Source organism: Streptomyces macrolidinus (assembly GCF_023887685.1).
Taxonomy (GTDB): Bacteria; Actinomycetota; Actinomycetes; order Streptomycetales; family Streptomycetaceae; genus Streptomyces; species Streptomyces macrolidinus.
On record NZ_JAMWMR010000013.1, the window covers coordinates 148,801 to 162,282 of the forward strand.

At 70.7% G+C, this 13,482-nt stretch carries 8 protein-coding genes; 6 read left to right on the plus strand and 2 right to left on the minus strand.

The genetic code is table 11. The annotated features are described in order from the left end of the window. Positions 1 to 207 precede the first annotated feature (207 nt). Both NGF19_RS16820 and NGF19_RS16825 read left to right on the plus strand, forming a co-directional pair. Positions 208 to 2,091, plus strand: a complete 1,884-nt coding sequence (locus NGF19_RS16820) for an AfsR/SARP family transcriptional regulator (protein ID WP_252425759.1) — start codon at positions 208 to 210, stop codon at positions 2,089 to 2,091. Positions 2,092 to 2,136: 45 nt separating this feature from the next. Beyond that, positions 2,137 to 2,802, plus strand: a complete 666-nt coding sequence (locus NGF19_RS16825) for an O-methyltransferase (protein ID WP_252425745.1) — start codon at positions 2,137 to 2,139, stop codon at positions 2,800 to 2,802. 43 nt (positions 2,803 to 2,845) lie between these two features. On the opposite strand, the gene NGF19_RS16830 is transcribed toward NGF19_RS16825, so the two are convergent. Further along, positions 2,846 to 4,384 carry a long-chain-fatty-acid--CoA ligase gene (locus NGF19_RS16830; protein ID WP_252425746.1) on the minus strand — a complete coding sequence of 513 codons (1,539 nt, stop codon included), beginning with the start codon at positions 4,382 to 4,384 and terminating at the stop codon, positions 2,846 to 2,848. A 6-nt stretch (positions 4,385 to 4,390) separates the two neighbouring features. Next, positions 4,391 to 5,896, minus strand: a complete 1,506-nt coding sequence (locus tag NGF19_RS16835; protein ID WP_308288495.1) for an AMP-binding protein — start codon at positions 5,894 to 5,896, stop codon at positions 4,391 to 4,393. A 178-nt stretch (positions 5,897 to 6,074) separates the two neighbouring features. Between NGF19_RS16835 and hemA the strand changes: the two genes are divergently transcribed. The 4 genes from hemA to NGF19_RS16855 all read left to right on the plus strand — a co-directional run. Next, the gene (gene hemA, locus NGF19_RS16840) at positions 6,075 to 7,307 is read left to right on the plus strand and encodes a 5-aminolevulinate synthase (RefSeq protein ID WP_252425748.1); all 1,233 of its coding nucleotides are present in this window, start codon (positions 6,075 to 6,077) and stop codon (positions 7,305 to 7,307) included. A 438-nt stretch (positions 7,308 to 7,745) separates the two neighbouring features. Next, positions 7,746 to 8,708, plus strand: a complete 963-nt coding sequence (locus tag NGF19_RS16845; RefSeq protein WP_252425749.1) for an ACP S-malonyltransferase — start codon at positions 7,746 to 7,748, stop codon at positions 8,706 to 8,708. Further along, on the plus strand, positions 8,705 to 9,793 hold the full coding sequence (locus NGF19_RS16850) for an arylcarboxylate reductase (RefSeq protein ID WP_252425750.1): 1,089 nt from the start codon (positions 8,705 to 8,707) through the stop codon (positions 9,791 to 9,793). Before NGF19_RS16845 ends, NGF19_RS16850 begins: the two co-directional genes overlap by 4 nt. 279 nt (positions 9,794 to 10,072) lie before the next feature. After that, a partial coding sequence (locus tag NGF19_RS16855) for a type I polyketide synthase (protein WP_252425751.1) occupies positions 10,073 to 13,482 on the plus strand: 3,410 nt, incomplete at its 3' end.

The following is a 13,482-nucleotide window of genomic DNA, read 5'->3' on the forward strand; positions in this document are numbered from 1 at the left end:
CTCTGCGGGGTTGCTTCGGAAGTGGTTGTGGCGGATCGATCGCGCACTCTAAATTGCCGAGCGTGTCGATCTGGTAGCGCAGAGGTGGGGGGACACCTACCGCTCGGTCACTACGTAGCGGGTCGGCCAGGGGTCGCCCGACCGCCGCACCACTGAACCGCAGACCCAAGCGCCGCTGTGCGGGAAATCGAGGACGCCGTGAAGTTCATGATGCTCGGGCCGCTGTCCGTACGATCGGACGGGATCGAGCTCGAGATACCCGCGCCCCGGCAGCGGGTAGTCCTGGCGACGTTGTTGCTCAAGGCCAACCAGGTGGTGTCCGTCGACCGGATCTCCGCCTTCGTGTGGGACGACTGCCCGCCGCCCAGCGCGGTGGCCACCGTCCGCACCTACGTCATGCGGCTGCGCAGACTCCTGGGGAAGCAGGCCGGCGGCGCCATCGAGACCCGCGCTTCGGGCTATCTCATGAAGCTGGACGAGCACCAGAGCGACCTCGGCAGCTTCACCGCCCACCGCGAGCGGGCCGCCCGGCATGTGGAGGCCGGCGCGTTCGACCGGGCCTCCGCCGAGCTGAGCGCGGCGCTCGGCCTCTGGCGGGACGAGCCCCTGCTCGACATCCCCTCGCACACCCTGCGCGAGGTCGAGGGCCAGTATCTGAAGGAACTCCGGCTGCAGACCCTCGAATCCCGGCTGGACCTCGATCTCGCCCTGGGGCGGCACGCCGAGATCATCCCCGAACTGTGGCGGGCGGTGCGTGAACAGCCACTGCGCGAGGCCTTGGTGGGCAGGCTCATGCTGGCACTCTTCCGGGCCGGTCGGCAGTCCGAGGCGCTGGCCGTCTTCCAGCGCGCCCGGACGCTCCTCATCGACCAGTTGGGTGCCGAACCCTGCTCGGACCTGCGCGAGATGCAGCGGCGGATTCTGGCCGCGGACGATCCGCTGCCGCCCGGCGCTTCCGTGATGGACACCGTCGTCGCCACCCCACCGCCCGTGACCGTGCGCGGGGCCGGTCCGGCGCCCGAGGAACAGCACCCCGTCCGGGTCCGCCCGGCCCAACTGCCCGCCCAGATGGTCGAACCGGCCGGGCGTGACATCGAACTGAGCTTCCTGAACGGCTGGTTGACGACCGACCGGGCATCGAGCGAGCTGTCCGGTGTGGTGGTCGTCACCGGCGGGGGCGGCACCGGCAAGAGCACCTTGGCGGTGCATGCCGCCCATGCCGTCCGCGGCCACTTCGAGGACGGCCAGCTCTACGCCCGACTCGGCGGCTCCGACGCTCCGTCGGAACCCGGCCGCGTACTCGGCCGGTTCCTGGCCGGACTCGGTGTGCCGCCCGAGCGCATACCCGCCGACGAGGAACAAGCCGCCCTGCTCTACCGCTCGTTGACCGCCGACCGCCGCATCCTGGTACTGCTGGACGACGCGGTCAGCGCCGCCCAGGTCCGGCCGCTCATCCCCGGAGGCGGCGGCAGCCGGCTGATCGTCACCAGCCGGGAGCGGCTGGGTGACCTGGACGGCGCCCGCACCATCACCCTGGCGCCGTTGGCGCGGCGCGCGGCCCTGGAACTGCTGGGGTCGATCATCGGACACCCGCGGGTCGAGGCCGAACCCCGGGCCGCCCGCGAGGTGGTGGAACACTGCGCCGGGCTGCCGCTGGCGATCCGGATCGCCGGGGCCCGCTATCTGGGGCGCCCGCACTGGGACCTCGCCCGGCTGGCCCGCCTGCTGGTCGAATCGCCGCAGCTGCTCGACGAGTTACGCATCGGCGATCTCGCGGTCCGCACCAGCCTGGACGCCGGATACCGCGGCCTGAGCGACCGGGCCACGGGCGGCACCGACCCGGCTGCGGCGTTCCGGCTGCTCGGCGAGGTCGGCGTCGACGAGACCGACCGGGTCCGCGCGGCCGGTCTGTTCGGCTGCTCGGCCGCCGAGGCGGAGAAGGTGCTCGAGGCACTCGCCGACGTCCACCTGCTCCACGCCGACCGGGTCGGTTGCTTCCACCTCGACCGTCTGCAGCGCTCGTACGCGAAGGAGCGGGCGGCGGCCGAGCCGTCGCCGGGGATCCGGGCCCTGCTCTCGGGCGCGCAGTGAATCCGTACGTACCCCCGAGCACGTCGACCCATGAAGGAGAAGCGCATGGCGCAGCAAGTGGCGGCCACCGAACAGCTCTTGGAGTACGTACGGGCGGTGTCGCTCCGTGACGAACCGCTCCTGGCGGAGCTTCGCCGGGAGACCGCCGAGCTGCCGGCGGGCGAGGCGATGCAGGTGATGGCGGAGGAGGGGCAACTCCTCGCGCTGCTGATCGGTCTCACGGGCGCCCGCTCGGTGCTGGAGATAGGCACCTTCACCGGGTACAGCACCCTGTGCATGGCCCGAGCGCTGCCCACCGACGGCGAGTTGGTCACCTGCGACCTGACGGACCGCTGGCCGTCGATCGGCGCCGAGTACTGGAAGCGCGCCGGGGTCGCGGACCGGATCACGCTGCGGATCGGGGACGGGACGGAGACGCTGGACGCCCTCCTGGCCGAACGCGGCCCGGAATGCTTCGACTTCGTCTTCATCGACGCCGACAAGGCCAACTACTTGTCGTACTACGAGCGTTCGCTCGGCCTCGTGCGGCCCGGCGGGCTGATCGTGGTGGACAACACGCTGTACTTCGGCCGGGTCGTCGACCCGGACGCCGCCGACCAGGACACCGTAGCCGTACGCGAGTTGAACGCGCGGCTGCGGGACGACGAGCGAGTGGAGCTGTCGCTCCTGGTGATGGCCGACGGCATCACCCTGGTCCGCAAGAGGCCGTGAGTCCGGGTGGTGGCGCCCCCCCGAGGAGGCGCCACCACCCGGCTCAGGCCGCGTCGGAGAAGCGCCGGACCAGTTCCCGTTTGAGCACCTTGCCGCTCGGGCCGAGAGGGAAGGCGTCCACGAACTCGACCCGGCGCGGGTACTTGTGGCCGCCCATCCGTTCCCGGGCCCAGACGACGAGTTGCCGGGAGAGCGCGGGGCCGGGCGTCGTGCCGGGGCGTGGCACCACCACGGCGCACACCTCCTCGCCGTGGCGTTCGTGGGGGACTCCGATGACGGCGACCTGGGCGATCGCCGGATGCCCCAGCAGGACCTCCTCCACCTCGCGCGGGTACACGTTGTATCCGCCGCGCAGCACGATGTCCTTCTTGCGGTCCACGATGGTGAGATAGCCCTCGGCGTCCTTGACGCCGAGATCGCCGGAGCGGAACCAGCCGTCCACGATCACCTCGGCGGTGGCCTGGGGCCGGTTGAGATAGCCCGCCATCACGTTGTGGCCCCGGATGACGATCTCGCCCACTTCGCCGGGGCCGAGCAGTTCGATACGGCCCTCGACCTCGGCCCGTGCGATCTCCGCCGTGACGCCCCAGATCGGCCGGCCCACCGTGCCGGGGCGGCAGGGCCAGGCCCGTTGGTTGTACGCCACCGTCGGAGAGGTCTCGGTCAGCCCGTACCCCTCGTAGATGGTGCAGCCGAACGTCTCCTGGAACTCCTCGAGCACCCGTACCGGCAGTGCGGAGCCGCCCGAGAACACCCGGTCGAGCGGGGGGCGCCGCGGGTCGGTGCGGGCCTCGGCGAGCAGGGCGAGCAGCATCGTCGGAACGCCCATCAGCAGCGTGCAGTTCTCCCGGACCATCAGGTCGAGCGCCCGCGCCGCGTCGAACCGCTCCATCAGCGCCATGGTCGCACCGGCCCGGAAGCAGGTGCTCATCCCGCATATCTGGCCGAAGCTGTGGAACAGCGGCAGACAGCCGAGCAGGACGTCGTCGGGCCGGAAGTCGAAGGGCGACAGCATCGAGGTGTCGACGTTCATCACGATGTTGAGGTGGGTGAGCATCGCCCCCTTGGGACGGCCGGTGGTGCCTGAGGTGTAGAGGACGACCGCGACGTCCCCCGGATCGCGGGGGACGAAGTGCGCGATGGGGGCGGCCTGTTCGGCGAGCCGGTCGAGCCGCACCCCGGTGCTGTGCTCGCCCGTCACGGTGAACAACGGTGTGCCGACGGCCTCGGCGGCCTTCGCGCCCTCGTCGAGGAGCGGTGCCGCGCAGATCAGCGCCTTCGCCTCGGAGTCCTTGAGTACGTAGCCGATCTCGTCGGCCCGCAGCAGGCCGTGCACCGGCACCGTGACCGCGCCGAGCGCTAGCGCGCCGAAGTACACCATCGGGAACTGCGGGGTGTTGGGCAGCAGGAGCGCCACCCGGTCCCCGGGTCCGATCCCGTGTCGGCGCAGGACCGCCGCGTAGCGCCGGGCACCGTCCCACAACGTGCGGTAGGAGAACCGCCGGGAGTCGAAGACGATCGCCGGGTGCTCCGGCCGCCGCAGCGCGGACTCGGCGAGTATCGCGGCTACCGAAAGAGACATGTCGGCCTAGCCCTTTCGCGCGTCCGCCGCCAGTCGCGCCCGGTCCGGCTTGCCGATACCGGTGAGCGGCAGTTCGGCGCGGATGTCGATCCTGGCCGGGGCGTGGTTCGGGGTGAGCGCGGCGGCGACATGCTCGCGCAGCCCGGCGGCGGTGGCCGTGGCGCCGTCCCGCAGGACCACCGTGGCGTGGATGTGCTCGACGCGGTCCTCGTCCGGTGTGCCGAACACCGCGGCCTGGACGACGTCTTCGTGGGTGAGGAGCGCGTTCTCGACCGCCGTCGGATGGACCTTGATCCCATTGGCCTTGATCACGTCGGCCATGCGGCCATGGATGTGGAGATAGCCGCGGTCGTCGAAGCGGCCGAGGTCGCCCGTGTGCAGCCAACCGTCCCGCAGCGTACGGGCGGTGAGTTCGGGGTCGGCCACATACCCGCGCATCGCCAGCGGCGAGCGCACACAGATCTCGCCGATCTCCCCGGCGGGCAGCTCGACTTCGCCGTCCTGCCCGATGATCCGGACCTCGCCGAGCAGCGGGCGGCCCGCCGTGCGGCGCAGCTCCGCATCGGCGTGCTCGGGCGGCATCAGGATGGTGACGGCGCCCGCCTCACTGGTGCCGTACACCTGGATGAGCGCCGCGCCGAAGACCTTGACCGCCTCGGCCAGCCGCTCCGGGGAGGCGGGGCAGCCCGTGTAGCAGAGCATCCGGAGGCTCGACAGGTCGGTGGTGCTCAGTCGCGGGTGGTCGAGCAACTGGTAGAGCTGGGGCGGCGAGATCAACAGCCGCGAGATCCCGTGGTGTTCGACGGCGCTCAGCACCGCGCCCGGCTCGAAGCCGTCGTGCAGGAACACCGTGCCGCCCGAGGCGAGCGAGTCGTCGGTGGTCGCGCCGCTCGAATGGCTCATCGGCAGGGTGGCGAGATAGGCCGCCCGGTAGCCGGTCTTGAGCCCGGCGGAGATGAACCAGCCACGGGTGCGGAAGTCTACGGCGATCCCCTTCGGCCTGCCCGTGGTGCCGCTGGTGTAGGTGACCACGGCGGTCCGGTCCGGGTCGACCTCGATCCCGGAAGGGTCGAAGGCGGCGGCGTCGCCCGTGGTGAGGTCGAGGACGTCGGGGCCGAGGGGGCCGAGGCCCGCGAGGACGAGCGGGGTGGGCATACGGTCACGGAGCCGACGGGCGACGGCGAGATGGTCCGCGTCGACCGCGAGCACCGTCGCGTCGGTCTCCTTCAGGATCCGCAACTCGGCGTCGGCGGTGAGCCGGTCACCGGGATCGACCGCGTTGGTCGTGTGGAGATGGACCACGGTCGCGCCCGCGAGGTTGGCCGCATACCGGAGAAGCAGGGTGGCGGGTGTGTTGGTGGTGGTCAGTACGGCGACGACGGGCGCCTCCCCGCCGTCCGTGTGCCGGTGCAGCGCATGCGCCGCGGAGCGGACGGAATGCGTGAACTCCGCCGCGCTCAACGATGTGTCACGCCAGGACAGCACCGTCTTCTCCGGGTCGGCGGAAATCACCTCGAGGATTTGCTGAACATACGTGTCGCACGCGGACATCCGTGGTCTCCCATCGAGCGCTTGGCAGGGCATTGTGGAATGTGTACGGTAGGGCGTTGAATGTGACCCTGGCATTTCGTGTGCGCCGTCCGGCGATTACTCTTCCATCGCCTTGACGGCCGGAAAGCGAGCGGACGTCATGAATCCTTACCTTGAGTTATTCAGCCAACACATGGCTGAATTCGAAGCGGCTGGCAGCAAGCGGGATTTCCTTGAGATCGAGCGGGTCGCCGGGCGGTTCCCGGCCGCCCGTAGCCATCGGGACGGCGAGGCCGCCGAGATCAGCGTCTGGTGCAGCAACGACTACCTCGGCATGGGGCAGCACCCGAGCGTGCTGGCGGCGATGAAGCGCAGCATCGACGAGTACGGCGCGGGCTCGGGAGGCTCCCGGAACATCGGCGGCACCAACCGCTACCACGTCCTGCTCGAACGGGAGTTGGCGGACCTGCACGGCAAGGAGGAGGCGCTGCTCTTCAGTTCGGGCTACGCCGCCAACGACGGCTCCCTGTCTGTTCTCGCCGGTCACATACCCGACTGTCTCGCCTTCTCCGACGCGTCGAACCACGCGTCGATCATCGACGGACTCCGGCGCAGCGGCGCCGAGAAGCGGATCTTCCGCCACAACGACGCCGACCACCTCGAGGAGTTGCTCGCCGCCGCCGACCCGGACCGGCCGAAGCTGGTGGTCCTGGAGTCCGTCCACTCGATGGTGGGCGACGTCGCACCGCTGGCACGGATCGCCGACGTCGCCAGGCGGTACGGCGCCATGACCTTCCTCGACGAGGTGCACGCGGTCGGCATGTACGGACCGCAAGGGGCCGGAATCGCCGCCGACCTGGGCCTGGCCGACGAGTTCACCGTCATCATGGGGACGCTGGCCAAGGGCTTCGGTTCCGTCGGCGGCTACATCGCGGGCCCCGCCACGCTGATCGAGGCCGTGCGCAGCTTCTCCCGCTCCTTCATCTTCACCACCGCACTGCCGCCGGCGGTCGCGGCGGGCGGCCTCGCGGCCGTCCGGCATCTGCGCGACTCCGAGACGGAGCGGAACAGGCTGCGGGCGAACGCGGAGTTGATGCACCGACTGCTCAAGGAGCGCGGGCTGCCCGTCCTCTCGGACGAGTCTCATATCGTGTCCGTTCTCGTGGGTGACGAGAGCCTCTGCCGGAAGGCGTCCGACCTGCTGTTGACCCGGCACGGCAGCTACGTCCAGGCGATCAACGCGCCGAGCGTCCGGGCGGGTGAGGAGATCCTCCGCATCGCACCCGGCGCGGTGCACCACCCCGACGACGTAAGGGAGTTCGTCGACGCGCTGGACGAGTGCGCACGGCAACTGGACGTGCCGCGCGTCCCGGCGGGCGCGGTCCCGGCCTGACGGAACGGGTGCGGCCGGTGCCGGGGTCGGTGCCGGCCGCACCGCACGGACGCCGTACCGCGCTTCGGGGACCTCGCACCCCACCGTACGGACACCGTTCGATTCCCCGCCGCGGCGGTCAAGCGCCATGGCATTCCTCTATCGCTCCGTGAATATCGTTCGGGTCGTTCGAGTTGCTCGGGTTACTCGGGTTGCTCAGGTCGTTCGGGTCGCTCGGCTGAAATACGTGTCGCCCGCTGCAGGCATTGTCCAGCAGCCGCATATCGTCTCGATAGCGCCGCCCGCGACTCTCGCCCTCTTCTCCGGAACACGAGACACCCCCTGGCTGTCCGCCCATTTCCCGGAGTATGGTCGAGCCGCCGACCGGCATCAAGCGCAGTTCGAATTGAATTCCCAAACCGGAGCCCATCCACTCCGGTTCGCTCTCTGGAGACGTATATGACTCTGGGTTATCTGCTCGGCGGCGGCGTGGGCACCGAGCCGCACGGCGTCGAGCTCTACAAGGCCTACCCCGTGATGCGGGACCTGTACGACCAGGTCTCGGGGTGGACCGGCCTCACGGTCGGCCAGATCCTGGAGGAGGAGCTGCCCACCGCGCTGGAGGAACGCCAGAGCACGGGCACCGTGCGGGAGGCCGCGCTCGCCATGGCCGTCCACGACATCTTCGCCGAACAGGGGCTGCGCCCCGACGCGATCGGCGGGTTGAGCCTGGGCGCGATGACGGCCGCCGCCCTCGTCGGCGCGGTGAGCCGCGAGGAGCTGTTCCGGATGCTGGTCCACAGCCGGCACGTCCCGGAGCCTGCGCCCGACGCCCCGCGCCAGGGGATCGCCCTGGCCTTCGTCCCCGCCGGGGCGCCCGAGACGGACCACCCCGGCCATGGGCACCCCGACATCCACCCCTCCGGCGACTTCGGCGTCACGAGCGATGGGTCCCAGCGCATCCTCATGCTGTCCGGCCTCGCCGCGGCCCTCGAACAGGTCGCCGCCGCGGCCCCTCCCGGCACGGTCGTCCCGCTCCCGGACCGGCTGATCGCCGTCCACTCGCCGCTCCGTCAGCCGTACCGCGACTTCATGGCGCCGCACATCGATGCCATGACGTTCGCCACCCCCCGACTCCCGCTCCTCTCCTGCCTGGAGCAGCGGGCGCTCGCCTCGGCGGACGACGTCCGCGACCTGTTCCATCGCAACGCCACCGACCCGATCAGCCTGGTGGACGTCTACACCGGGATGAAGGGACAGGGCGTCGACCTCGCCTTCGTCATGGGCCCGTCCATACCCGAGGGCATACTCGACTTCCCGTTCCCGGTGGTCCACGTCGACAAGCCCGAGCACATCGAACAGGCCGTCACCACCGCCTACGAGCTGGGCATCGACCTCACCACCCCACCGGCCACGCGATGACCGTCGCACCGGGCCTGCCCGCCGTCGCACGGGACGCCCAGATCGAGGAGTGGCTCGCCACCGACCTCGACCACTGGTGCCGCAGGGTGGTCCAGCGCCACTTCCACCCCGAGACCGGCAGCCCGTACTGGCTCCGACGGGCCGCCGAACTCCCCTTCGACCCACGGGACATCACCCGGTACGAGGAGCTGACCGAACTCGGGCCCTTCACGCTGGACACACTGCGGACCGGTGATCCCGGCGACCTCGTCCCACGGGCCGTCCCGCGCCCGCTGGCCGGCCGGGTCTGGGAGAGCGGCGGCACCACCGGGACGCCCTGCCGGGTCTTCTACACCCCGGACATGGTGCGGCACCGGGGGCTCTGGCGGCGCTGGTCCTTCGTCACCGAGGGATTCCAGGAAGGCCGTTCCTGGCTCCAGGCGACGCCCACCGGACCGCACCTGATCGGCAACGGGGTCTGGGAGGCGGCCGAACTGTTCGCAGGCCAGGTGTACGCCATCGACATGGACCCCCGCTGGGTGAAGCGGCTGATCCGCGCCGGACGGCTCGCGGAGGTCGGCGACTACACCACACACCTGCTCGAACAGATCGCGGACGTACTGGGACCGGGCCGCGTCAGCTACCTCAACACCACACCGGCACTGTTCCAGGCGCTCCGCCAGCGCCACCCCGAGCTGGTGGCCGGGCTCGAAGGCGTCCGGCTGAGCGGAACACAGATCACCCCCGCGATGTACCACACCTTCCGGGAGTCGCTCGGCGGCGGCATCTGCGGCATCAGCTACGGCAACACCTTCGGTAACGCGGCGAGCCTGCCCGTGGCGCCGGATGCCGGGCTGATCGGGTACGTCCCCAACTACCCCCAGGTGACCATGGCGGTGGTCCGCAAGGACGACTGGACCACCCCGGTCGACTACGGAACGGTGGGGCAGGTACGGCTCACGGTGCTCCACGAGGACCTGTTCCTCCCCAACATCCTCGAGCGCGACCAGGCGGTGCGGCTCCGCACCGAACACTGGCCGTGCGACGGAGTCGCCAACGTCCGCCCGCTGCAGGAGACGAGTTCGGCTCCCGAAGGCCTCTACTGAGCGGGCTCGTACGGGATCGGCTCGTACGGGAGTCGGCGGTCGGTCGGTGCCCCTGTCCGGGCGTCGGCCGACCGCGGGTCGTTGCCGGGGAGACCACCGCTGGTCAGACGCAGGTAACGCGGAAGCCGTGTCGCGTCATGCGATATCGCGGCGCTATACCGGCGCGGAAGCATGTGACGGGCAGGGGGGCACCGGCACATTCCCGATTCCCGCGCCTATGACACCGACTGATGGCACCGACAGATGGTCAGACACGTCCGGAAGGATTCGTGAGGCACGATGGCGTATGGAACCGGTGTGCGCACCCCGGCGCTCTGGCTGCTGTCCGCCCGCAGCGGAGCAGCACTGGCCGCCCAGGCCCGACGCCTGCACACCCACCTGGCGGGCCGCGCACACTGGAGTCCGGCGGACATCGGCCACGCACTGGCCGCGCTGCGGCCCGAGGAGGGACGCCGTGCCGCCCTCGTCGCCGAGGACCGCGAGGGCTTCCTGGAGCGACTGAGGGCACTGGCCGACGGCAGCGGTACGGCCGGACTGCTGACAGGGGGCGGCCGAGGAGGTGAGGTCGCGTTCGTCTTCCCCGGCCAGGGCTCGCAGTGGCCCGCCATGGCCGGCGAACTCCTCGCGTCCTCACCGGTGTTCCGCCAACGCATGGACGAGTGCGCGCAGGCGCTGGAGCCGTTCGTCGACTGGTCGCTGCCCGATGTGCTGCGCGGTGCCCCCGACGCCCCGGAGCTGGAGCGGGCCGACGTCGTACAGCCCGCGCTGTTCGCCGTGACGGTGTCCCTGGCCGCGCTGTGGGAGTCCTACGGTGTGCGGCCCGGCGCGGTGCTGGGACACAGCGTCGGCGAGATCACCGCCGCCGTGGTCGCCGACGCGCTCGGCCTGGACGACGCCGCCCTCGTGGTCTCCCGATGGAGCCAGGCGCAGGCCACCCTCGCCGGACGAGGCGAGATGGTCTCGGTGATGGCCTCCCGCGACCAGCTCCGGCCGCATCTGGACCGCTGGGCCGGGCGCCTGGTCGTCGCCGCCGTCAACGGCCCCGGTTCGGTGATCGTGTCAGGGGACGCGGACGCGGCTGGAGAGTTGCTCGCGGAACTGGCCGAGGCGGGCCTGCACGCCCGAAGGATCGCCGTCGGCCTGGCCGCCCACTCCTCGCACATCGACGAAATCGTCCCGCGCATGCGCGCCGACCTCGCTTTCGTACGACCCCGGAGCCCTCGTCTTCCCTACTACTCGGCGCTGACCGGCGGTCTCCTCCGGGACACCCCGCTGGACGCCGAGTACTGGTGCCGCAATCTGCGCGGCGAGGTGAGGTTCCACCAGGCCACCCGCGCCCTGCTGGACGACGGCTACGGCGTGCTGCTGGAGGTCAGCCCGCACACCGTACTGACCTCGGCGATGCAGGAGACCGTCCAGGAGCACGGCGCCGAGGCGCTGGTCACCGGCTCCCTGCGCCGAGACCAGGGCGGGCCGGAACGGATGCTGCTCTCTCTCGGGGAGCTGTGCGTCCATGGTGTGCTCCCGGACTGGGCGGCGGTGCTCGGCGAAGTCGCGGATGACGGCGAAGTCGCCGGTGACGGCGGAGAGTTGCCAGAGGACCTGCGCGCCGACGCGGCGGACGACACCGACACCGAAGCCGTACCGGATGACGCGACCGAACGGTTCACCGGCCAGTCGCCGGTGGAGCAACGGGCCACGTTGCTGCGGCTGGTGGGCCGCGAGGCAAGCGCCGTACTGGGAGCGTCCGCGCCGACCAACCCCCAACGCCCGTTTGCGGACGTCGGGTTCGACTCGGTCATGGCGGTGGAACTGCGCAACCGCATCGCCGCCGCGACTGGACTGACGCTGCCCGCCACGGCCGTGTTCGACTATCCGACGCCCGAGGCGCTGGCGGACTTCCTCCTCGTACGACTGCGAGGCGGCGCCGAGAGCGAGAGCGAGTACGGCGCGGACCGGCTGGACCCCGGTGAACCGGTGGCGATCGTGGCGATGGGCTGCCGCTTCCCCGGCAGCGCCAACAGTCCCGAGAATCTGTGGAAGTTACTGGCCGAGGGCACCGACGCGGTGTCCCCGTTCCCCGACAACCGCGGCTGGAACACCGCAGGAACATACGAGCCGCAGCCGGTCGGACCCGGACGCTACTACCAGCGGGAGGCCGGATTCCTCCCGGAAGCCGACCAGTTCGACGCCGAGTTCTTCGGCATCTCGCCGCGAGAGGCCCTGGCGATGGACCCGCAGCAGCGGCTGCTGCTTGAGGTCACCTGGGAGACGTTCGAGCGGGCCGGCATCGATGTGACGACCCTGCGATCCAGCCGGACCAGCGCCTTCATCGGCGCGATGACCATGGACTACGGCCCCCGGCTGCACGAGGAGTCGGAGGTCGGCGGCCACCTGCTCACCGGCAACACCGGCAGTGTCGCGTCCGGCCGCCTCGCCTACGCCCTGGGGCTCGAAGGCGCGGCCGTCACCGTGGACACGGCCTGCTCGTCCTCCCTGGTGGCCCTGCACCTGGCCGTGCAGTCGCTGCGCAACGGTGAGTGCACGCTGGCACTGGCCGGTGGTGTGACGGTGATGCCGACGCTGGGCATGTTCGTGGAGTTCAGCAGGCAGGGCGCACTGGCCCCCGACGGCCGCTGCAAGGCGTTCGCGGACGCGGCCGACGGCTTCGGTCTGGCCGAAGGTGCCGGGATGCTGCTGCTGGAGCGGCTGTCGGATGCGCGGCGGCTTGGGCATCCGGTGTTGGCCGTGGTGCGGGGCAGTGCGGTGAATCAGGACGGTGCGTCGAACGGGCTGACGGCGCCGAATGGTCCGTCGCAGCAGCGGGTGATCCGGCAGGCGTTGGCGAACGCGGGGTTGGTGCCCGGCGAGGTGGACGCGGTGGAGGCGCATGGCACCGGTACCACGCTCGGTGACCCCATCGAGGCGCAGGCGTTGCTGGCCACGTACGGTCAGGACCGGCCTGCCGAACGTCCGCTGTGGCTGGGCTCGTTGAAGTCCAACATCGGCCACGCCCAGGCCGCCGCCGGGGTCGGTGGCGTGATCAAGATGGTGCTGGCCCTGCGGAACGAACTGCTCCCGATGTCCCTGCACATCGACGCCCCCTCCCGACATGTGGACTGGTCCGCGGGGAACGTCCGCCTGTTGACCGAGCCGACCCCTTGGCCGAGTGCCGATCGGCCGCGCCGGGTGGGTGTGTCGGCCTTCGGCGTGAGTGGCACGAACGCGCATGTGGTGTTGGAGGAGGCGCCGGGGTCGGAGTCGGTGGGGGAGCGGGTCGATGATCCAGGTGTTCCCGTGCCTTGGCTGTTGTCGGCGAAGAGTGTGGATGCGTTGCGGGAGCAGGCGCGGCGTCTGCTGGATGCGGGTGTTGAGCGGGCGCGTGCGGTTGATGTGGGGTACTCGCTTGCTGTGACCCGGGCCCGGCATGCCCATCGCGCGGTGGTGGTGGGCACGCGGCCTCAACTGCTGGCCAGGGTGGAGGAGTTGGCGTCCGGTACGGGGGTGACGGGCACTGCTGTGGGGGATGCGCGGACGGTGTTCGTGTTCCCTGGGCAGGGGTCGCAGTGGGTGGGGATGGCGCGGGAGTTGCTGGAGTCCTCGGAGGTGTTCCGGCAGCGGATGGTCGAGTGCGCCGATGCGTTGGCGCCCCATGTGGAGTGGTCGCTGCTGGATGTGGTGCGTGACGG

Bases quoted from the DNA above. Each gene is read 5' to 3' on its own strand.
- hemA (WP_252425748.1), top strand. From the start codon at position 6,075: ATGAATCCTTACCTTGAGTTATTCAGCCAACACATGGCTGAATTCGAA.
- NGF19_RS16820 (WP_252425759.1), top strand. From the start codon at position 208: ATGATGCTCGGGCCGCTGTCCGTACGATCGGACGGGATCGAGCTCGAG.
- NGF19_RS16845 (WP_252425749.1), top strand. From the start codon at position 7,746: ATGACTCTGGGTTATCTGCTCGGCGGCGGCGTGGGCACCGAGCCGCAC.
- NGF19_RS16825 (WP_252425745.1), top strand. From the start codon at position 2,137: ATGGCGCAGCAAGTGGCGGCCACCGAACAGCTCTTGGAGTACGTACGG.
- NGF19_RS16830 (WP_252425746.1), bottom strand. From the start codon at position 4,384: ATGTCTCTTTCGGTAGCCGCGATACTCGCCGAGTCCGCGCTGCGGCGG.
- NGF19_RS16850 (WP_252425750.1), top strand. From the start codon at position 8,705: ATGACCGTCGCACCGGGCCTGCCCGCCGTCGCACGGGACGCCCAGATC.